17 protein-coding genes are annotated in these 22083 nt (G+C 51.3%); 14 read left to right on the top strand and 3 right to left on the bottom strand.

All coding sequences use genetic code 11. The annotated features are described in order from the left end of the window. Positions 1–4: 4 nt before the first annotated feature. The 8 genes from V2I46_03765 (at position 5) to V2I46_03730 (ending at position 13229) form a co-directional block, all read left to right on the top strand. Positions 5–3349, top strand: a complete 3345-nt coding sequence (locus V2I46_03765; GenBank protein ID MEE4176607.1) for a hypothetical protein — start codon at positions 5–7, stop codon at positions 3347–3349. Between the two features lie 75 nt (positions 3350–3424). Continuing rightward, on the top strand, positions 3425–5719 hold the full coding sequence (gene bglX / locus V2I46_03760) for a beta-glucosidase BglX (GenBank protein MEE4176606.1): 2295 nt from the start codon (positions 3425–3427) through the stop codon (positions 5717–5719). Positions 5720–5782: 63 nt separating this feature from the next. Next, a complete protein-coding gene (locus tag V2I46_03755) occupies positions 5783–6565 on the top strand; it encodes a dienelactone hydrolase family protein (GenBank protein ID MEE4176605.1) in 783 nt (260 codons plus the stop codon). Between the two features lie 9 nt (positions 6566–6574). Continuing rightward, positions 6575–7714 carry a glycoside hydrolase family 18 protein gene (locus V2I46_03750; GenBank protein ID MEE4176604.1) on the top strand — a complete coding sequence of 380 codons (1140 nt, stop codon included), beginning with the start codon at positions 6575–6577 and terminating at the stop codon, positions 7712–7714. 74 nt (positions 7715–7788) lie between these two features. Further along, a complete protein-coding gene (locus V2I46_03745; protein ID MEE4176603.1) occupies positions 7789–8568 on the top strand; it encodes a class I SAM-dependent methyltransferase in 780 nt (259 codons plus the stop codon). Further along, positions 8565–10871: a GH92 family glycosyl hydrolase gene (locus V2I46_03740; GenBank protein ID MEE4176602.1), complete on the top strand. Its 2307-nt coding sequence runs from the start codon at positions 8565–8567 to the stop codon at positions 10869–10871. The genes V2I46_03745 and V2I46_03740 overlap by 4 nt, the downstream gene beginning before the upstream one ends. A 43-nt stretch (positions 10872–10914) precedes the next feature. Beyond that, positions 10915–12354 carry an alpha-L-fucosidase gene (locus V2I46_03735; protein MEE4176601.1) on the top strand — a complete coding sequence of 480 codons (1440 nt, stop codon included), beginning with the start codon at positions 10915–10917 and terminating at the stop codon, positions 12352–12354. Between the two features lie 47 nt (positions 12355–12401). Continuing rightward, positions 12402–13229, top strand: a complete 828-nt coding sequence (locus V2I46_03730) for a 2,3,4,5-tetrahydropyridine-2,6-dicarboxylate N-succinyltransferase (GenBank protein ID MEE4176600.1) — start codon at positions 12402–12404, stop codon at positions 13227–13229. 48 nt (positions 13230–13277) lie between these two features. Here V2I46_03730 and V2I46_03725 read toward each other — a convergent pair whose 3' ends face one another. After that, positions 13278–14882, bottom strand: a complete 1605-nt coding sequence (locus V2I46_03725; protein ID MEE4176599.1) for an O-antigen ligase family protein — start codon at positions 14880–14882, stop codon at positions 13278–13280. Between the two features lie 214 nt (positions 14883–15096). On the opposite strand from V2I46_03725, the gene V2I46_03720 reads away from it, so the two are divergent. From V2I46_03720 to miaA, 4 genes are all read left to right on the top strand, one after another. Further along, the gene (locus V2I46_03720) at positions 15097–15660 is read left to right on the top strand and encodes an L-threonylcarbamoyladenylate synthase (GenBank protein MEE4176598.1); all 564 of its coding nucleotides are present in this window, start codon (positions 15097–15099) and stop codon (positions 15658–15660) included. 63 nt (positions 15661–15723) lie between these two features. Then, on the top strand, positions 15724–17085 hold the full coding sequence (locus tag V2I46_03715; GenBank protein ID MEE4176597.1) for an HD domain-containing protein: 1362 nt from the start codon (positions 15724–15726) through the stop codon (positions 17083–17085). Positions 17086–17141: 56 nt separating this feature from the next. Next, positions 17142–17732 carry a hypothetical protein gene (locus tag V2I46_03710; protein ID MEE4176596.1) on the top strand — a complete coding sequence of 197 codons (591 nt, stop codon included), beginning with the start codon at positions 17142–17144 and terminating at the stop codon, positions 17730–17732. Further along, positions 17689–18633: a tRNA (adenosine(37)-N6)-dimethylallyltransferase MiaA gene (miaA, locus tag V2I46_03705; GenBank protein MEE4176595.1), complete on the top strand. Its 945-nt coding sequence runs from the start codon at positions 17689–17691 to the stop codon at positions 18631–18633. The genes V2I46_03710 and miaA overlap by 44 nt, the downstream gene beginning before the upstream one ends. Positions 18634–18654: 21 nt before the next feature. On the opposite strand, the gene cdaA is transcribed toward miaA, so the two are convergent. Next, entirely contained in the window at positions 18655–19506 is an 852-nt protein-coding gene (gene cdaA / locus V2I46_03700) for a diadenylate cyclase CdaA (GenBank protein MEE4176594.1), read from the bottom strand. 24 nt (positions 19507–19530) lie between these two features. After that, positions 19531–20400, bottom strand: a complete 870-nt coding sequence (gene folP, locus V2I46_03695) for a dihydropteroate synthase (protein ID MEE4176593.1) — start codon at positions 20398–20400, stop codon at positions 19531–19533. A 24-nt stretch (positions 20401–20424) separates the two neighbouring features. On the opposite strand from folP, the gene V2I46_03690 reads away from it, so the two are divergent. Further along, the gene (locus V2I46_03690) at positions 20425–21000 is read left to right on the top strand and encodes a DUF1599 domain-containing protein (GenBank protein ID MEE4176592.1); all 576 of its coding nucleotides are present in this window, start codon (positions 20425–20427) and stop codon (positions 20998–21000) included. 26 nt (positions 21001–21026) lie between these two features. Beyond that, positions 21027–22083: ABC transporter permease (locus tag V2I46_03685; protein MEE4176591.1), on the top strand; the 1057-nt coding region annotated here is incomplete at its 3' end.

Here is a 22083-nt window from a genome sequence, read left to right as displayed (position 1 = left end):
GCCAATGAAAATCAGCAATGATGTCGGCCTGTCTGTCGGATTCCTTGAAAATGGCTCTGTAGAAAGTATTAAAACAGGAAAAGTTAGAGTCAACCTGAGAAAGACAAGCCTTTATGCACGTTCAGGTACAAGTCTGTATCTGCGAAACCGAAAAAAGCCATACACATTTACAGCACTCACCGGGCCTGAAAGCAAAAGCCAGTTTAAACTTGAAAACAACAAGTATTTTTCTCGCGGACAATGGGAAGGTTTGGAATACCAATGCACCATGGCCCTGGCTCAGAATAAAACAGAATGGCAGTGGGTGGTAAGCATTCGCAACCATAATGAAAAGGAAGTTGAAATCGATCTGTTTTTTATTCAAGACGCTGGATTAAGGGATGCCCAGGCTGGCACGGTCAATGAATATTATGTAAGCCAGTATATTGAACGTCTGGTGCTTGAAGATGAGCATTATGGACCGGTTATTTGCTGTCGTCAAAATATGAAACAGTCGGTGGGTCACCCCTGGCTGATGCTCGCTTGCAACAATGGGGCTGAAGCTGCAAGTGTTGATGGGATGCAGTTCTTTGGGAAAACTTTTCGTGAAACAGGAATTCCAGAAGGATTACTGACCAAAAGGCTGGGAGGTGAATACGCCGGAGAATCTTCGGTGTTGGCTTTACAGGAAAGACCCTTTGTTTTGAAACCAGGACAAAAACATTTTAGTATTTTTTTAGCATCTTATATCGAAGACCATCCTGAGGCTACCTCCTTAAAAGACTTGGTCAGGTTAAGAAATGTTTTTCCTGAAAAGGGAAATATTGCTTTTGAAACTGGTGAAGGAGACTGGAGAAACCCTTCCTGCAGTTATTTTGATGCACCAACCTATTTACCGGTTGATGACCTGACCGAAGAAGATGTGAATGAATTCTTTGGTAGTGAAAGAAGGCATGCCGAATGGGAAAACGGACAGTTACTTTCTTTCTTTAAAGGTGACGCTGATCATGTAGTCCTAAAAGCCAAGGAAATCCGTACTGACCGTCCCCACGGACACATCATGCAAGCCAATGCTGGCCTCCTGCCTGATGAAAGCATTATGTCTACCAATCCATTTGCTTGTGGGATCTTCAATGCACACCTGACCCAGGGTAATACCAATTTCAACGTATTATTTTCCATTTACTCCAATCAGTTTAACCAGGCTTCTGAAGCTGGACAAAGAATTTTTATCAAGCAGGGGGAAAACTATTCCCTGCTTGGAGTTCCTTCTGCATTCGAAATGGGCCTTAATCATTGCCGGTGGATTTACAAATCAGACCATCAGGTTTTTCAGGTCCGCAGCTGGACCTCACCAAATAGCCCCCAGGTGAATCTGGACTTTAGGGTAATCAATGGAGATAAGCCTTGCATCCTTGTTTCCCATCATTTTGAGGATGGGATTAACTGGCAAACCAATCAGGCTGAACAACCTTTTCAATACATCCTCAAACCTGGACTAGCAAGTCTGATGGCTGAGAAGTTTCCAAGGGCACAATTCAGGATGATTGTCCAGGGCAAGGATCAAAAGATTTCAGCAGGAAATGATGAATTACTCCGCCTGGATGGAAAGCGCACCTGCCAGGATCTTTTTGTTTTTGAAGTGAAGGAATCTTCAGCCTTTTCAATGAGTATTATTGGGGAAGTTGTTAAGCCTGCCACATTAGTGTTATTTGAAGATGCTGATCAGCAATTTGCAAAGGACTGCCTCAAAGCCAGAGAGGCATGGAAAGACCTTTCTTTGGGCCTGAACCTCAAAAGTGATCAGCAGGATATCCTTGCCATCAGTGAGATTCTTCCCTGGTTTGGGATGAATGCCTTGACACACTACCTCACCCCATACGGACTGGAGCAATTCGGGGGTGCTGCATGGGGAACGCGTGATGTTTCTCAGGGTCCTGTCGATCTGTTGCTCAATCTTGGCAGAACAGATGCAGCCCGTCAATTGCTGTGCACCATTTTTTCTAATCAAAACCCTGATGGTGGTTGGCCACAGTGGTGGATGTTCGACAGCTACAATAACATCCGAGCCCATGAAGCCCACGGCGATATCATTTACTGGACCATCATTGCTCTGGCACAATACATTGATGTTACGGGTGACTTTGATTTTCTTGGGGAGGTTTTGCCGTATTACCACGAAAAGGGTAGTAAACACGCTGAAAGTACGCCTCTGAAAGAGCACCTCGACCGACTGGTCAAATTGATTATGGCCTCTTTTATTCCAGGCAAGGCCTTAGTCCCCTTCGGGGGAGGTGACTGGAACGACTCTCTACAGCCTGTCAGCGAGGAACTGGCAGCCCGCATGATCTCTTCCTGGACAGTCGAAATGAACTATCAGGCATTTATGCAATGGGCAGGAGTTCTGGAAAGATCAGGAGACCTTGGGCAGGCGGATTTCCTCCGAAAAATCTGTGAAAGGATCCGTTCTGATTTTAATCGGCACCTGGTGAAGGATGGCATTGTGGCAGGTTATGGACTGCTGGAACCTGATGGAAGCATCAGTGTGCTCCTGCACCCAACCGACAAGAAGACCGGCATTCATTATAGTATCCTCCCCATGGAACGGGGTGTGATCAGCGGGATCTTTACCAGGGAACAAGCAGAACATCATCAAGAAATAATTGAAAAGCATCTAAAAGGCCCCGATGGCGCCAGATTAATGGACCGTCCGCTGAAGTATAGTGGCGGGGTACAGACCCTTTTCCAACGGGCTGAGAGCAGCACCTTTTTCGGTAGGGAAATAGGCCTGATGTATATTCACGAACATATTCGTTATGCCGAATCACTGGCCAGGACAGGTAGGGCAGAAGCCTTTGTAAAGGCCCTCCGCCAAGCTATCCCGGTAGGTTACCGGAAGGTCGTCCCCCAAGGCGATACCAGGCAGTCGAACTGCTATTACAGTAGCTCTGACATTATTTTCAAAAGCCGCTATGAAGCTGATGAACGTTACCATGAGATACACACCGGGAAATGGACCTTCAGGGGCGGCTGGAGAGTCTACTCCAGCGGACCTGGGATTTTTATAGGAATCATCGTTTCCAGGTTGCTGGGCATCCGGATCGATTCCGGGAACCTCATTCTTGACCCCGTAATGCCCCTTTCCTTTAACGGCTTGTCAGCCTCGCTAAAACTAATGAGCCGTGACATTCAGATCCGTTACCGAATTACCACGGATTGCTGCGGCCCACAAACCATCAGACTCAACGGCAAGGAGATTTCTTTCTCCAGGGAAGACAACCAGTACCGTAAGGGTGGGGCTGTTATTCGGATTGAAAATTTGGTGGAATTGCTGCAATCATCAGGAAATATACTTGAGATAAAAATGTAATGTCAGTGAAAGGACTAAGGTTTTCAACCAGAAATTTTAGAAAACCTTCCTTTTTTTGAAAATCTTACTTTGCCTATGAAAATTAAACTGATAGCCCTTCTTGCTTTTTCTCTTCTGTTGTTTGCATGTAATCTTGGGGAGCCCGAAAACAACCAACCCGCAATGAATGACTTCCTGGATTCCCTGTTGAAACAAATGACCCTGGAAGAAAAGATTGGCCAACTGAACCTTTTGCCTGGTTATGAAGGGATCGTTACAGGGGAAGCCAGGGCATCAGTGATTGGCACCAGGATACAGGAAGGGAAGGTGGGTGCTATATTCAATGTGCGGTCCCCGGAAAAGATTCGTGAGATGCAAAGGGTGGCTGTGGAAGAAAGCAGGTTGGGAATCCCCCTTTTGTTTGGCCTGGATGTCATACACGGCTACAAAACAGGCTTTCCGATTCCACTTGGGCTGGCTGCCAGCTTCGATATGGACCTGATCCGGCAAATCGCCCGCATTTCTGCTATTGAAGCTACGGCCGACGGCATCAGCTGGACATTTTCTCCAATGTTGGATATCACCCGCGACCCGCGTTGGGGACGTATTGCCGAGAGCCCGGGAGAAGACCCCTACCTGGCCTCTCGTTTTGCTGAAGCCTTTGTGCATGGCTACCAGGGAGAGGACCTCGCCTTTCACAATACGATGCTCTCATGTGCCAAGCACTTTGCCTTATACGGAGCAGCCGAAGCCGGACTGGATTACAATACGGTTGATATGAGCCAAATCCGTATGTACAACGATTATTTTCCACCTTTTAAATCGGCAATAGAAGCTGGGGCTGGCAGCGTCATGACTGCTTTCAATGAGGTGAATGGGATACCTGCCTCCGGAAACCGCTGGCTGATGACTGAGGTGCTTCGCAACCAATGGGGATTTGGGGGATTTGTGGTTTCCGATTACACCTCCATCATGGAAATGATGGAACACGGAATGGGTGACTTGCAAACGGTTTCAGCATTGGCATTGAATGCCGGGGTGGATTTGGATATGGTCGGTGAAAGCTTCTTGAAAACTCTTACTAGTTCCCTTGAAAAAGGGATAGTCAATGAAGGGCAAATCAACATAGCCTGCCGAAGGATCCTTGAAGCAAAATATAAACTGGGCCTTTTTGAAGATCCTTATCGTTATTGTGACACCGGGCGTGCACAAACCCAGATATTTACACCAGAGCACCTTCAAGTGGCCCGGGAAACCGCTGCCGAAACTTTTGTGCTATTGAAAAATGAAGATCAGCTTTTACCCCTACAGAAGAAGGGTACCATCGCCCTGATCGGTCCCCTGGCCAACAGCCGTCAAAATATGGCAGGAACATGGAGTGTTGGCGTCAACCACGATCAATCGGTTACCGTTATTGAAGGTTTCCATCAGGTCCTGGGAGACAGGGCTGAAATTCTCTATGCCAAAGGTAGCAACCTTGTTGACGATCCTGACCTCGATCGCCGTACCGCCACCAGGGGGATAATTACCTTCGATTCGACCCGAACTGCTGAACAGATGAGAGCCGAGGCTGTCGCAGCAGCCCTTAAGAGTGATGTCATCGTGGCAGTGGTGGGTGAACCTGCCGAGATGAGCGGTGAAAGTGCCAGCAGAACGGATATCAACCTTCCCGAGGGGCAGCAAGCCCTGCTCCGGGACCTCTCAGAAACAGGTAAACCTATCATACTCGTGTTATTTACCGGGCGACCGCTAACCATAACCTGGGAACACGAAAACATCCCTGCCATTCTGAACGTCTGGTTCGGAGGCACCCAGGCAGGAAATGCAATTGCCGATGTGATCTTCGGCGATGTCAACCCTTCCGGAAAACTCCCATCCACCTTTCCTCAAAAACTTGGCCAGGTGCCCATCTATTATAACCATAAAAACACCGGTAGACCGCTGGGGGAAACGCCTTGGTTCAGGAAATTCCGCACGAATTACCTTGATGTCACCAACGAGCCATTATATCCCTTTGGTTTTGGCCTCAGTTATTCTAAATTCACGTATGGGGACATGAAACTGGACAAAACTGAACTGAATGGGGAAGAGGAGCTTCAGGTCTCCATTTCCCTTACCAACGAAGGGCTATATGATGGGGCAGAGGTGGTTCAACTCTATGTCCGCGACATTGTGGGCAGCGTCACACGGCCTGTGAAAGAACTCAAAGGCTTTCAAAAGATATTCCTGAAAGCAGGGGAAACCCGTGTTATATCTTTTACACTTACTCCTGAAGACCTTAAGTTTTACAATGCCCAGCTCGAATACGACTGGGAGCCAGGGGAGTTTATCATCATGGTCGGTGGCAACTCAAGGGATGTAAAAACGGCATTGATAAGCTGGCAGCATTAATTGTTTCTGAAATTGGTTAATTTTGACAGGCTCACAGATCAAAAACCTTCAAAATTAATCCGAATGAAAAAAATCCTTTTGCCCGCTTTATTATTGTTTTCCTTAATGGGATCTATTGCGCAGCCATCAGTCTTGTATAAACCGGAAATCTTTATTTCCGAAAACGATACCTTGCCTTACCGCATCCTGTTCCCGGAAAACTTTGATGTGGATGGAAATTACCCTTTGATCTTATTTCTTCACGGGGCTGGTGAACGGGGTGCTGACAACGAAAAGCAATTGGTCCACGGTTCAGAATTTTTTGCATCGGATGAGAACCGAACTAATTTCCCTGCCGTAGTGGTGTTCCCTCAATGTGCCGATGATTCTTACTGGGCCGGTGTCGGGTTTGGAATGAATGATCAGGGCAAGCGCACTTTTTCTTTTGACCCTTCCGGCGAGCCAACTCAACCTATGAGATTAACCATCGGTTTGCTCGAATCTTTGCTCAGGGAGGACTGGGTCGATAAGCAGCGGGTTTATGTGGGCGGGTTGTCAATGGGTGGTATGGGTACCTTTGAACTGCTTTACCGCATGCCAGAATTATTTGCCGCCGCATTTCCCATCTGTGGCGGAGGTAATCCGGAAATGATCAACGAAAAGGTCAGCGATGTCAACGTCTGGGCTTTCCACGGAGAGGAGGATCCGGTGGTTCCTCCTGAACTGTCAGTAGAAATGTTGACTGCCTACCTGAAAGCCGGTGTAACAGTAAAACTAACCCTTTACCCCGGCGTTGGACACAATGCCTGGGATTTTGCCTTCAAGGAACCGGAGCTGCTCCCCTGGTTGTTTTCAAACCACAAATAATCCTTTACCGTGAGAAGTATTACTTACATCCTGGCCTTACTGTTCATCGCAATCCTTGCTGCCTGTGGCTTGCATAAGACAGAGAAATCAACTGAACCTGGTGAAAAAAGGTTCATTGTTGGGTACGTTTTTCCGGGAGACCGGGTCATGGACGAATCGGAAGTCAATGGCGCCCTGCTCACGCACATCAACTTCGCTTTTGCCAATATCATCGATGGAAAGATGGTGGAAGGCTATCCCACTGACAGTATAAATTTTGCCGTTCTTCGCAAGGTCAGGGAACAGCATCCACATCTGAAACTGCTCATCTCCGTAGGAGGCTGGGGTTGGTCTGGGAACTTTTCCGATATGGCAATGACGGCCAAAAACCGTGCCATTTTTATTCAAAGTGCAGTCGATTTTCTAAAAAAACATGAGCTCGATGGGCTTGATCTCGACTGGGAATATCCCGGCCTTCCAGGAAACAATAACATTCACCGGCCCGAAGACAAAGAGAACTTTACTGCCCTGCTGAGTGAATGCAGGCAAGCCCTTGATGAGCTGGGCGGCAATAAAAAACATTATTTGCTGACCATCGCTGCGGCAGCTTTTTCCGGATACCTGGAACATACCGAAATGGATGTGGCGGCTGATTACCTCGACTTTATCAATATCATGACATACGACTTTACGGGCGAATGGGACAATAGTACTGGTCACCATACCAACCTGCACAGGCCTGCATTTGATGCCAATGCCATGTCGGTGGAGGGAAGTGTTGACTTATTTATTGAAACAGGCGTACCTGCCGAAAAGTTACTAATTGGGGTGGCTTTTTACGGACGCGGCTGGCGCGAAGTCTCGCTTGAAAACAACGGTCTGGGCCAGCCTGCCATTGGCCTATCAGGTACTAACCTGAATTACAACAGCATCGTAAGGGATTTTTTGTCCGATCCCGCATTCAGGCCCCTCCGGGATACCAGCGCGGCGGCACCCTTTCTATGGAACCCTGAAGGACGGATTTTCATCACCTTTGAGGACCCGGAATCCCTGAAAAGAAAGGCGGAGTTTGTCAATGACAAAGGTCTGAAAGGCATAATGTTCTGGCAGTATTTTGGAGATCATGAAGAAACCCTGCTGCGTGTCATTTTTGAAGAAATCAATCGGTGACGTTTTTCCATGTTTTTCTTGACCTGGCATGACAAAACCTTATGACGTGTCAGTATTTTAAAGAAAAAAATGATATGATGAAAGATTCAGAGAAAAAGCCCTGGTACGAAGAACTTTTTGCAAACTACGGAAAGACTTACGACAATGAGTCCTTTGTCTTTGGCACCCAAGGCGAATGTGATTTTATTGAAAAGGAAGCCGGTTTTGACAAGAACCTTCGCATCCTGGATGTCGGCTGCGGGACTGGCCGGCATTCCATTGAGCTTACCAAACGTGGCTACCGGGTGACCGGAATCGACCTTTCGGAAAACCAACTGCAAAGGGCGCAAGAAAAGGCACAGGCAGAAGGCCTCGACATCGACTTCCGGAAAATGGATGCCCGCAACCTTGGTTTTGATCAGGAATTCGATATGGTCATCATGATTTGCGAAGGAGGATTTCCCCTGATGGAGACCGACGAGATGAACTTCCTGATTCTTCAGAGCGCCACCCGTGCCCTCAAACCAAGTGGGAAATTCATTTTTACCACCCTCAACGGGCTGTTTCCCCTCTTTCATTCCGTGAAGGAATTTATGGACAAAAACACCGAAGAGGGCAAAGCCACTTATGATGGACTCAGCTTTGACCTGATGACCTTTCGCGAACACAATATCACCACTGTGAGAGACGATGACGGAAACCCCCTCGAACTCGACTGCAATGAACGGTATTATGTCCCCTCCGAGATCACCTGGTTGCTGAAATCTCTTGGCTTCCAGGAAATTGATATCTATGGTGCCACCCTGGGCGCTTTCAGCCGCGATGACAAACTGACTACCGAAGACTATGAAATGCTCGTAATTGGCAAGAAATGAAAAAATACTCCTTCATCCTTCCTCTTTTGGCTTTCCTAATATTTTCCCCGACCATGGCACAGACCACGGAGATGGAAAACCTGCTTCCCTATGTGAATCCCTTCATCGGAACACAAAAGATGGGACACACCTATCCCGGCGCCACGGTGCCCTTTGGGGCGGTGCAATTGAGTCCCGATACCGACACCATCCCGATGTATGACCAGGACGGGCAATATATCCCCGGCGTTTATGCCTATTGCGCCGGATATCAGTATGATGATCCCACCATCGTGGGATTCAGCCATACGCATTTCAGCGGCACGGGACATTCCGACCTGGGCGACATCCTGCTCATGCCCACCGTGGGCGAACTGAAACTTAACCCGGGCACTGCCGATAAGCCCGCCAGCGGATACCGCTCGGCCTATTCCAAAGAAAACGAAGCAGCTGAACCCAATTATTACCGTGTACTGCTCGACGATTACCATGTGCTGGCCGAGCTGACCACCACCACCCGCGTGGGTATGCACCGATATACCTTCCCGGCCACCAATCAGGCACACCTCATCCTCGACATGGTACACGGCATTTATCCCTATGAGGGCAAGAATGTGTGGACCTTCCTGCGGGTAGAGAATGATACCCTTGTGACCGGATACCGGATGACCACCGGCTGGGCCCGCACACGTACCGTTTACTTTGCAATGGCCTTTTCCAAGCCTTTCAGGGAATATGGTTTCCACCAGGCTAAAAAAGAACCCTATGTGGGCTTCTGGCGAAGGTTTGACCAGACAAGCATCTTTCCTGAAGCGGCTGCCCGCGAACTCAGGGGCCATTTCGACTTTGAGATGCAGGAGGGTGAACAACTACTTGTGAAAGTGGCCATCTCCCCCGTTAGTGCTAGCGGCGCTTTGCACAATATGCAGGCTGAGGCCCCGCACTGGGACTTCGACCGGGTGAAGAAACAGGGACAGGTTCGCTGGAGTGAAGAGCTGAATAAGGTCCAGGTTGAAACCCTTACGGAAGGCGAAAAGGTGAACTTCTATACCTCACTCTACCACTCCTTTCTGGGACCCACCGAATACATGGATGTCGATGGCCGTTACAAGGGACTGGACCAGGAAATCCATCAGGCGGACGGCTTTATCAACTATACTTCTTTTTCTCTTTGGGACACTTACCGCGCCCTTCACCCACTGTTCAACATCCTGCAGCCCTCCCGAAACCGCGATATGATCCGTTCGATGCTCGCCCATTACGATCAGAGTGTCCACAAGATGCTGCCCATATGGTCGCATTATGCCAACGAGAACTGGTGCATGATCGGTTACCACAGTGTATCGGTGATTGCCGATGCCCTTGCCAAGGGCATTGGTGGCTTCGATCCTGATCTGGCCCTCGAAGCCTGTGTGAACACAGCACGCAATCAATATTACGATGCCTTGCCCTGGTATATGGAACTGGGTTTTGTACCGGAGGACAAAAGCAGCAATTCGGCTTCCAAGACCCTTGAATTTGCTTACAACGACTGGTGCATCGCCCAGATGGCAGAGTCGCTGGGTCGCATGGATATCTATGAGGAGTTTATGGCCCGTTCGGATAACTATAAAAATCTGTTTGACCCAAAAACCGGCTTTATGCGTCCAAGACATAGTGATGGCTCCTTTTTGAAGGACTTCGATCCTCTCGATACCCATGGACAAGGATTTATTGAAGGCAACGCCTGGAACTATGGCCTTTATGTGCCACACAACCTGGAGGGGCTGGTCAGTCTGAAGGGCGGCACGAAAAAGTTCGCCGCTTACCTCGACGAGCTTTTTACGATGACACTTCCTGACCATTACTTTGAGCAAACCGAAGACGTCACCCGCGAAGGCATCATCGGAAATTATGTGCATGGCAACGAGCCTTCTCATCACATCCCTTTCCTGTATCACTGGACAGATGAGCCCTGGAAGACCCAGGAAAGGGTGCGGATGATTGGCCCGCTGATGTACCGCCCTGCCCCCGATGGTCTGGGTGGCAATGACGACTTTGGGCAGATGAGCGCCTGGTACATCTTCAACGCCCTGGGCTTTTACCCCGTGCTGCCAGGCAGCGACCAATATGTCTTTGGAAGCCCCTCGGTGGTCTCTGCCACCATCCCTCTGGAGAATGGCAAGGTGTTTTCTGTCCGTACAGTCAACCAGTCAGCAGAGAATGTCTACATACGGAAGATCACCCTTAATGGCAAGCCATTAAACCGACATTACATCAGGCATCAGGAAATTGTGGATGGCGGGGAACTGGTATTCCATATGGGCAGGCGTCCGTTAAGATAAATTATTCGATTTATGAATTGTTAGATCAATCAGGAGGATGGACATGAAGAGAAGATTCTTGATGCTGGCGATTGTGGTGCTAATAAGCACTCTGGGTTTTTCACAAAGTCAGCAATATTTCCCGGACCCCGATCCTGCCATTGCTGAACGCCTGGAAGAGTGGCAAGACCTGAAATTTGGCCTGCTGATGCACTGGGGGCCATACAGCCAGTGGGGCATCGTCGAGAGCTGGTCCATTTGCCCTGAGGATCTCAGCTGGGCCTCCGGCGGTAGAAAGGAAGGGGTGGCGGATAACTATTTCGATTATGTGAAGCAATACGAAGCCCTGCAAAACACCTTCAACCCCATTCATTTTGATCCTGAGCGCTGGGCTGCTGCAGCCCGTGACGCCGGGATGAAATACGTAGTCTTCACCACCAAGCACCACGACGGTTTTTGCATGTTCGATTCAAAACATACAGACTACAAAATCACCAGCCCGAATACCCCTTTTTCAACGCATCCCCGCAGCAATGTGACCGCAGAGATTTTCAAGGCATTCCGTGCAGAGGGCTTCTGGACCGGCGCCTATTTCTCCAAGCCCGACTGGCACAGCCAATATTACTGGTGGCCACATTTCCCGCCTTCCGACCGCAACGTCAACTATTCCGTTGACAAGCACCCGCAACGCTGGCAGCAGTTTGTGGAATATATCCACAACCAGATCGACGAGCTGATGAGCGATTACGGGCGGGTGGATATCCTGTGGCTCGATGGAGGATGGGTGCAACCTAAATCCAATGCGGAGCTGCGCGAGGAAATGCTCATTGAATACGAGGGCAGCCGCTATGTCCGCAACCCCCAGAACCAGGATGTAAATATGCCAGAGATCGTCCGTAAGGCCCGCGAGAAACAACCCGGGCTGCTGATGGTCGACCGCGCTGTGCAGGGCATCCATCAGAACTACCTCACCCCTGAGCAGCATATCCCTAACGAAGGCCTGCCTTATCCCTGGGAGACATGCATGACCATGGCCAACAGCTGGAGCTATACGCCTAACGATGTTTATAAAAGCCCCAATGACCTGATCGAGAAACTGGTGGACATCGTCAGCAAGGGGGGCAATTACCTGCTGAACATTGGACCTGCCCCTGATGGTACTCTGGACACCGAAGCCTACGACCGTCTGGAGAAAATCGGGCAGTGGATGAAGGTCAATGGCGAGGCCATCTATGCCACCCGGCCCTTTGAGGTGTTCTCGCAGGGAGACAGGATCCGCTTCACACGTAGCAAGGACAATGAAACCTTGTATGTCTTTTTGTTTGATTTTCCCGAAGAGCCGGTTCGCATTGAAAGGGCCGGCAGCAGGGATGTCGGCAGGGTGACCTTGATGGCCAATCAGCGTTCACTTAGGTTCGAAAAGAAGGGAGAGGACCTGGAAGTCAGTATTCCTGCACGGATGAAAGACAGCGGTGAACATGTCTGGGTGCTTAAGATAGATTAGGGGCTCCCGCCAAATGATTACCTTTGCTGTGGAACTTGATGAAAACAATGATGGAGCAATACAAGGAACTGAGGAGCATTATTGAAAAAGCCTGGGAAAACCGGGAAGAACTGAAAACCAAGGCCACCGCTGACGCGGTGGCTGCCGTGATTGAACTGCTGGATAAAGGCAAACTAAGGGTGGCCGAACCAGCCGATGGACAGTGGCTGGTCAGCGACTGGGTCAAGAAGGCCGTTATCCTCTATTTCCCCCTCAGGAAGATGGAGACCATCGAGGCAGGCCCTTTTGAGTTCCACGACAAGATCCCTCTGAAAAAAGGCTACAAGGAATTGGGGGTTCGGGTGGTTCCCCACGCCATTGCACGCTATGGCGCTTATCTGGCCCCTGACGTGATCATGATGCCTTCCTATGTGAACATCGGCGCCTACGTGGGGCGCGGCACCATGGTCGATACCTGGGCTACGGTGGGCAGCTGCGCGCAGATCGGGAGTCACGTGCACCTCAGCGGGGGCGTGGGTATCGGGGGCGTGCTCGAACCCGTTCAGGCCGCCCCGGTCATCATCGAGGACGATTGCTTCATCGGTTCGCGTTGCATTGTTGTTGAAGGCGTATGCGTGGAAAAGGAGGCCGTGCTGGGTGCCAATGTGGTGCTGACGGCTTCTACCAAAATAATCGATGTCAGTGGCGAACAACCTGTGGAATATGTTGGCCGCGTGCCTGCCCGTTCTGTGGTGATCCCGGGAACCCTTCCTAAACAATTTGCCGCGGGGACCTATCAGGTGCCCTGTGCCCTCATCATCGGGAAACGTAAGGAAAGCACCGACCGCAAAACCAGCCTCAACGACGCCCTTCGCCAGTACAACGTGGCTGTTTAAATTTGAAAATTTTAATCTTGGTTGTTTTGCAATAAGCAGGAGGGAGGATTATTTTCTTTCTGCTGTTTCTTTTTTGCAGGCTTTCTTTTCTTCATAAAATAGCCCGAAGAACAGGGAAAAGAACACAAAGAAGCTTAACCCGATCTGGGCGTCCAAGGGGTTGTTGCCCAGCATCGCCACCAGCATGATTACCAGGAACAGGTTGAAGGGCAGGAATCGGCTGGCCCGGGTGCTGCGAATAAACCAAAAATAAAGGGCGAATACTGCAATCGTTCCAAATACTCCTGCCATCAGTAACAGGATCAGGAATTGGTTATGAGGCTTCATCCTGAAATTGTCCAGTTGTGAGTCTATGGTTCTCAGCCCGTAATCCATTGCCATGAAAACATCACCAGTGCCCCATCCCAGAAGGGGATGTTGTTTAAAGGCAACCACCGAAGCCTTCCATAGCTCCAGCCTTTGGGTGAAGGTATGTCCGCTCGGGTTACCCGTCCGCTGGTATTCCATCACTTCCCAGGCGCTTTGGTGCAGACGCGTGAAAACGTGGGGCCAGCCCATGTACAGGTGGTTGGGCACCCCGTGCTCGATGGCCCGGACTTCTTCATCGCTCAGCGAAAGAATCCCAGCACGGTCCTTCTTCAGCCCCTTCGACGACAGGAAGCGGTACAAGGTGGCTTTCAGGGGCTGCCCCCTCCGGTCCAGACTGTCAACGGGAATTTGGCTGCGTTCATCCCAGGCCGGGCCGATCTCATCCTCAGCAATGAAATGATAAACCAGGTATCCGTTTTCCCTTTGCTGGTTTTCAAGGTCGTGTCGGTAAGTATTGCCCGCTTCGGTCCTTGCCGACAGGGCTTCTTCCTCCGGGTCAAAGTGAAGGGTCAGCGGTTTCATGACCCAGAGCAGCAGGAGGATGCCGGCCGCCATAACGCCTGCAATGGCCAGGGCTGCCAGCATGCGCCTTGTAAGTACCTGACCCCTGAAGACCTCGCGCAGCAGCAAAAAGGCCACTACCCCCGCCAGGCAAAGCAGGCCAGTGATGGAACTCAGCAGAAACAGGTAAAACAACAGCCAGCCAGAGATTAGTAGCGAAAGGCTCCGCCATAGCCGTTCCGATGTCATACGCCATACCAGCCATGGCAGCAAGAAGATGGTCAGTACCACCATCATGCTGAAATAAACGTGTGACTCGAAGGGGGAAATGGACCGCGGATCCATAAAATCGCGAGTCAGATACAGGATAAAGCCAATGACTGAGGTGACCAGCACCGTGAGCGAAAAAGCTATGACGGCCTGGTTCCACCTGTTTGCCGAAAGCGGACGGCTGGAGGCAAGCAAGAACGTCAGGGTGAACAGGGGTAGCTTGTTTTTCATGTCATACTCAATCCCATAAGAAAGGTCTTTGGTCCATAACAGCCCCATCAGGTAAACCACGTATATCAGGCTGAAGATCACCGCAGGACGGTTGTGAGCAAAGCGCAATATCTTTTCTCTGTAATGGCCTTCTGCCAGCCAGTTGACGCCCATCAGGATTTGTGCCACACTCACAAAGTAAATGGAAGTAGGCATTGCGATCACCATTAGGCATAACAGATAAAACAGGATCAGGTCATGTACGCTTTCGTGCTCCTGTTTGGTGAAGACGCTTCGCAGCATAGGTTAGGGGGAAATGGAACGTTTACAAAAATAACCCAATTATTTACAAAAAATTTTATCCCCTGTGCTTTCTTTTGCTATTCTTTCAGCCGATTTTAATATTGTCAACGCCTTGAAATAATCCTTTGGGTTTTTGTAACTTTGCCTATGGGAATTCCCCGAAAATAGCATTGGTTTTTGATGCCGGGATGCAGGGTGCATTTCCCATTACATTATGGAAGAAGAAATAAAAAAAATCGTTGAAGTGTTGAATCTCGGGGGTACCATTTTGTATCCCACTGATACCATTTGGGGCATCGGTTGTGATGCCACCAACGCCAAAGCTGCCGAGAAGGTCTATAAGCTGAAAGGCCGCGGAAAGGAAAGATCGCTCATTGTGCTGGTGGAATCGGTGGAGATGTTAAGGGAGTATGTCGGGGATCTCCCTGAGTTGGCCATTGACCTGATCGCCAGTATCACCGAGCCCCTGACCATTATCTATTCCAATGCACGCAATCTGGCAAAGAATGTGATGGCTGCTGACCACACGATTGCCGTTCGCATTCCCCGCGATGCGTTCTGCCAGGACTTACTGCACGCATTTGGCAAACCCATTACCTCCACTTCGGCAAACCGTTCGGGCGACCCCAACCCCCTTTCGTTCAGTAAAATCGAAAAGGAAATCCTGGAAGGAGTTGATTATGTTGTGAAGACCAACCAGAATCGTGTCAACCGCCCGAAACCTTCAACCATGGTCCGTATAAACAAGGATGGTGAGATTCAGATACTCAGAAATTAATCTTTTTTGAAAAAAAAACTGGCACATCCCGTTTTCCAGGTCGTTTCAGAAACTGCGGCTGAGATGGGCTGCCCGGCCTATGTGGTGGGAGGTTGGGTGAGAGATCTCTTGCTGCACCGCGAATCGAAGGACATCGATATTGTCGTGGTAGGCAGCGGCATCGAACTGGCTTCCAGGGTGGCCGAAAAAGCAGGGCAGGGAAATAAACTCAAGGTCTTTAAGAATTTCGGCACTGCGATGCTGCGCTGGGGCGACTGGGAGGTAGAATTTGTCGGGGCGCGCCGCGAATCTTACCGTATGAGTTCGCGCAAACCTGTCGTAGAAGACGGTAACCTCGACGACGACATGAAACGCCGCGACTTCACCATCAACGCCATGGCCATCAGCCTAAACGCGGACGATTACGGTACCCTGCTCGACCCCTTCGGCGGGCAAGAAGATCTTAAGGCTAAAACCATTCGTACTCCCCTGGATCCCGACCTCACCTATTCCGACGACCCTCTGCGTATGATGCGCGCCCTGCGTTTTGCTGCACAGCTCGGTTTTGAGATTGAGCCCGAGTCCTTTGCCGCCATTCAGCGCTATGCCCATCGCATCCGCATCGTCTCCATCGAGCGGGTGATGGACGAATTCAACAAGATTATGCTTACCCCGGCGCCTGGCAAGGGCCTATTGCAGGTACACAAATCAGGCTTGCTGCCCCATTTCTTTCCTGAACTCGATGCCCTGAAAGGCGTGGAAATGATCAACGGCAAGGCCCACAAGGACAACCTCTTGCATACACTGCAGGTGCTCGATAACCTGGCTTCCAAAACCAATGACCTCTGGCTGCGCTGGGCTGCCCTGCTCCACGACATCGCCAAACCTCCCACCAAGCGTTTTGACCCCGATGTAGGATGGACCTTTCACGGCCATGAGTTCCTGGGCAGCAAAATGGTGCCCCAGATCTTTCGCAAACTGAAGCTCCCCCTCAACGAGAAGATGAAATATGTGCAGAAGCTGGTACTCCTGCACCTCAGGCCCATTGTCCTTAGCGAAAGCATTGTCACCGACTCGGCTGTGCGCCGACTCCTGTTTGAAGCCGGCGATGACATCGACGACCTGATGTTGCTCTGCGAGGCCGACATCACCTCGGGCAACGCCCGCAAGGTGAAACAATACCTTCAGAACTTTGAACTCGTGCGCAGCAAGCTCAGCGAGATAGAGGAAAAGGACCGCATCCGCAACTGGCAGCCCCCGGTGACTGGCGACGACATCATGAAAACCTTTGGCCTGAAACCATCACGCGAGGTGGGAATCATCAAGACTGCCATCCGCGAGGCCATCCTCGAAGGCGACATCCCCAACGAAAGGGACGCAGCATGGGATTTGATGCTTAATGAAGGAAAAAAATTGGGTCTGGAACCACTGAAAGCCACAAAATAGTTAAATTTGTCTTAGGATAGGTTCCCGATTGGGGGAACCGGGAATTTTATACGGATATGCACATTTACCGCTTTAGACTGACATTTGAGGAGCAGGATGATTTTGCCCGGGAGATTGAGGTAGGCTCTGACCAGAACTTCGAGGATTTTCACAAAGCCATTGTGGGGAATCTTGGGCTGGAAGAGAATACGCTTTCTTCTTTCTTCATTACCGATTACCGCTTTCGCAAGAAGCGCGAGATATCCCTGATCGATATGAGCCCTGAAGAAAAGCCAGAGACTTTCGATGAGGAGGAAGAAGAAAAAATGCTGGTGATGAAGGATGCCGTCCTGAGTGATTACATCGACGATCCCCACCAGAGGCTTCTCTATGTTTACGACTACCTGAACTACTGGACGTTTTACCTGGAACTGCTCAAAATATTGCCGGCTGATCCCAAACAGAGCTATCCGCGCATCGCCAAATCCCTGGGCGAGGTGCCCCGCGAGCTTACCGCCAAGGCTCATCAGCTTTCAGGTCCAGACCTGGGCCTTGAGTTCGGCTTTGAGGAGGATCAGATTGACCCGGAAGATCTGAAGTCGCTTGAAGGCGATGACTTCCTGGATGAAGAAGGAGGCGGGAGCTTTGAGGACTTCGGCGAAGATTAATACAGACAAGACCCTGGTGGTCATCGCCGGGCCTACCGGGGTGGGCAAAACCAGCTTGAGTATAGACATTGCCGGGCATCTGCAAACGGAAATCGTTTCTGCCGATGCCCGGCAGTTTTACAAAGAGTTGCGTATCGGCACCGCAGCACCTGCGCCCGATGAACTTGCCCGGGTGAAACATCATCTCACCGGCCATCTCTCCATCTGCGATGATTACAACGTTTCCCGCTACGAACAGGAAGCCCTGGCTATGATCGAAACCCTGTTTCTTACCCATCCCTATGTGGTGCTTACCGGGGGCTCTGGCTTGTATATCGATGCCATCTGCCGCGGCTTCGACGATTTACCCGGCGCCGAACCTGACATCCGCCAGCAGGTCGACAGCGTGTATCGTCAGGAGGGCCTCGAAGGCCTCAGGCGCTGGCTCAAACAAATCGACCCCGGGTTTTATCTGCAGGTCGACCTGGCCAACCCCAACCGGATGAAACGTGCCATCGAGGTATTCCTGCAAACCGGGCAGAAATTTTCTGTCCTGCGCACCCAAACCCCCAAGCCCCGGCCTTTCCGCGTCAAAACGGTGGTCCTCGACCGGCCACGCGAAGTGCTGTTCGACCGCATCAACCGCCGTGTCGACCAGATGATTGCCGAAGGCATGGTAGAGGAAGCCCTGCAGTTCTTCAGGCTGCGACACCTCAACGCCCTGAATACCGTGGGTTACAAAGAAATCTTTCAGTGGCTGTCGGGCACATATCCCCTCAGGGAAGCCATCACCCGCATCAAAACCAATACCCGCCGCTATGCAAAACGGCAGATCACCTGGTTCAGGCGCTATCCCGATGCCCGCTGGATGGATCCTGAAGATTTGGAGTCAATCCTGGGCTATTTGCTCAATGATGAATGAGGATGATGGCGGATAAGCCGGCTAATGAACTTGTTCCTCTTCTTTTTCCTGGGCCGCTTTGGTGTGTTTTTCCTTCGACAGCAGACCAAACTCCATGGCGAGGAACTCCCTAAGCTGCACAGGCTTGACATTGCGCCTGATCTCTCCGCCCTTGGTCCACGAAATCCTGCCGGTTTGTTCGCTGACAATGACGGCGATGGCATCCGACTGTGCCGTGATGCCTGCTGCGGCGCGGTGACGCAGCCCCAGGTTGGAGGGAAACTCGCGGCTTTCACTGACAGGCAAAACACAGCGTGCCGCCCGGATGCGGTTGTTGGTGATGATCACCGCACCGTCGTGCAAGGGGCTGTTCTTGAAAAAGATGTTCTCCAGCAGTTGTTCTGAGATCCGGGCGTCGATCAGCTCTCCCGTCTCCACAAAGAAGGCCAGGTCATTCTCGTGGGTGAGCACCATCAGGGCGCCGGTTTTGCTCTCAGCAAAGCGCTGGCAGACATTGACAATGGCCGAAACATTCAGTTTGGTGCTCTCGTCCATCTGCCAAAGCCGTCTGAAGATGCCTTTGGGATTGCGATTCAGAAAGCTGCGGGTGCCCAGCACCAACAAAAACTTGCGGATCTCGGGCTGGAAGACGATGATCAGGGCCAGCACCCCCACGCTGATAAACTGCCCCAGGATGGCCGTCAGCAGCTCCATCTCGAAGATGCGTACCAGCCACCAGATGACGTAAATAGAGAGTATGCCCAGGAAAATATTTAAAGCCCCTGTCCCCCGGATCAGCAGGTATAACTGGTAGAGCAGGATGGCCACCAGCAGGATGTCGAGGAGGTCGAGCAGGCGTACCTGCAGAAAGGAAGAGGCGGCTAAAAAGGGCATAAACAGGGTTTTTACCGGATAAAATTAAGCGATTTCATTCTGACTTTTCAACATTTCAATGATTTTAATGGCTTCCACGGCCTCACGTACATCATGGACCCTGAGGATATTTGCCCCTTTGAGCAGGGCCAGGGTGTTGATGGCCGTGGTGCCGTTCAGGGCTTCTGCAGGGCTGTTACCAAGCACCCGGGTGATCATCGACTTGCGCGAAACACCCACCAGCAGTGGCAGCTCGAAGACACGGAAAAAGTCAAGCTGATTCAATAGCTGGTAGTTGTGTTCAACGGTCTTGCCAAAGCCAAAGCCCGGATCGATGATGATGTCGTTTACCCCCAGGGCATTCAGGCGTTGTATCCTTTCAGCAAAAAACAGGGAAATCTCTTTGATAAGGTCCTTATACACCGGTTTCTGCTGCATAGTAGCCGGGGTGCCCTGCATATGCATCATCACGTAAGGCACCTGCAGACGGGCGATGGTGTCGAACATCGCAGGATCGATATTGCCTGCCGAGATGTCATTGATCATATGGGCACCGGCTTCCACTGCCAGCAAGGCGGTTTCTGAGTTATAAGTGTCGACCGACAGCAGCGTATCGGGGAAGCGCCGCAAAATGGCTTTGATGACCGGCAGCAGGCGCTCCTGCTCTTCCCCCGGATCAATCAGGCCCGAGCCCGGACGGCTCGAGGCAGCCCCCAGGTCGAGGATGTGCGCCCCCTCATCCAGCAGGCGCTCGGCATGCTTCACCACATCCCAGGTCGTGCTGTATTTTCCCCCGTCGTAAAAAGAATCGGGCGTAATATTCACGATTCCCATCACCAGTGGTGAGGATAAATTTATAATTTTGCCCCGGAGGTTCAGGGTTTTCTTTGGGCAGAAAAACGTATCTTTCGCCATCCTTCCTTCTGAAACTTTTAATGAATGAACGAACGCACTATGGGCTCAGTATCAAAAACCGATCAGCAATACGATGCAATCAAACAGATCTGCCTTGAGGTTTTCACCGGCAAGATGCAGGATTATGGCACGGCCTGGCGCGTGCTGAGGCCCGCCTCGCTAACCGACCAGATCTACATCAAGGCCCAGCGCATCCGCTCGCTGCAACGCAAAGGTACACAAAAAATACTGGAAGGGATCGCCCCCGAATTTGTGGGCATCGTCAACTATGCGGTGATGGGGCTCATCCAGCTCGAGAAGGGCGCCGCCGACCAGGCCGACCTGCCAGCTGGCGAAGCCGCCGCCAAATGGGGCGAATACTTCGAGAAGGCCCGCAGCCTGATGCATGACAAGAACCACGACTACAGCGAGGCCTGGCGCGAGATGCGCGTCTCCTCACTGGCCGACATCATCCTGATGAAGCTCCTGCGCGTCAAGCAGATCGAAGACAACGAGGGCAAGACCTTCGTGTCGGAAGGGGTCGATGCCAACCTCTACGACATCATCAACTATGCCGTGTTTGCGCTTATCAAGCTCGAACTCGAAGGAAAGAACGACTGAAACCTTTATAAACAAAGGAAAAAACGGTGCTGCGATTCATAGCCAGGCGTTTGTGGTATGGCCTGTGGGTGTTCCTGGGGGTGGTCACCGTCGTGTTTTTCCTTTTTACAGTTCTGCCCGGCGACCCCGCACGGATGATGCTGGGGCAGCGCGCCGATATGGCCTCGGTGGAAGCCATACAGCGTGAACTGGGCCTCGACCGGCCTGTCATGATGCAATACCTCAACTACCTCAACGACCTCTCACCCATTTCCGTTCACAACCAACAGGAACCTGAAAGCTTTTTCTACCTGGATAAAGAAAAATATGATGCCGCAAAACTGGTTTCAGCCGGAAAGTATTCCCTGGTGCTGAAAAAGCCCTACCTGCGTCGCAGCTACCAGAGCAACCGCCCGGTGACCTCTATCCTGGCCGAGGCCTTTCCCAACACCCTGCTGCTGGCCGCTGTGGCCATCGTCTTTGCCATGCTGCTGGGCATCGCCCTGGGTGTGGTGTCGGTGGTAAACGACAGCCCCGCCATGGGGCGGGTCATCATGGTGTTCTCGGTGCTGGGCATGTCCTTACCCTCTTTCTTTGCCGCCATCCTCATCGCCTGGCTCTTTGCCTTCGTGCTGGGCGACCTTACCGGCCTCAACATGACTGGCAGCCTCTATGCCGTCGATGACTTCGGGCGCGGCGAATATATCCAGTGGAAGAACCTCATCCTGCCTGCCCTCACCCTGGGCATACGACCCCTGGCCGTGGTCACCGAGCTGACGCGCAGTTCCCTCCAGCAGGTCATGGCCCAGGACTACATCCGCACCGCCCGTGCCAAGGGCCTCAGCCTATGGCGCGTCATCACCCGCCACGCCCTGCGCAACGCCATGAACCCCGTTATCACCGCCATCTCGGGATGGTTCGCCTCCCTGATGGCAGGGGCCGTTTTCGTCGAATATGTCTTCGACTGGAAAGGCATCGGCGTGGTCATCGTCAGCGCCCTCGAAACCTACGACTTCCCCGTGGTGATGGGCGCCGTGCTGCTCATCTCCGTCATGCTCGTGCTGGTCAACATCACCGTCGACATCCTTTACGGGCTGCTGGATC

The organism is Bacteroides sp. (genome assembly GCA_036351255.1).
In the GTDB taxonomy this organism is placed as follows: Bacteria; Bacteroidota; Bacteroidia; order Bacteroidales; family UBA7960; genus UBA7960.
The sequence above is the reverse complement of the archived record's forward strand: the minus strand, read 5'-3'. Positions and strand labels throughout refer to the sequence as shown.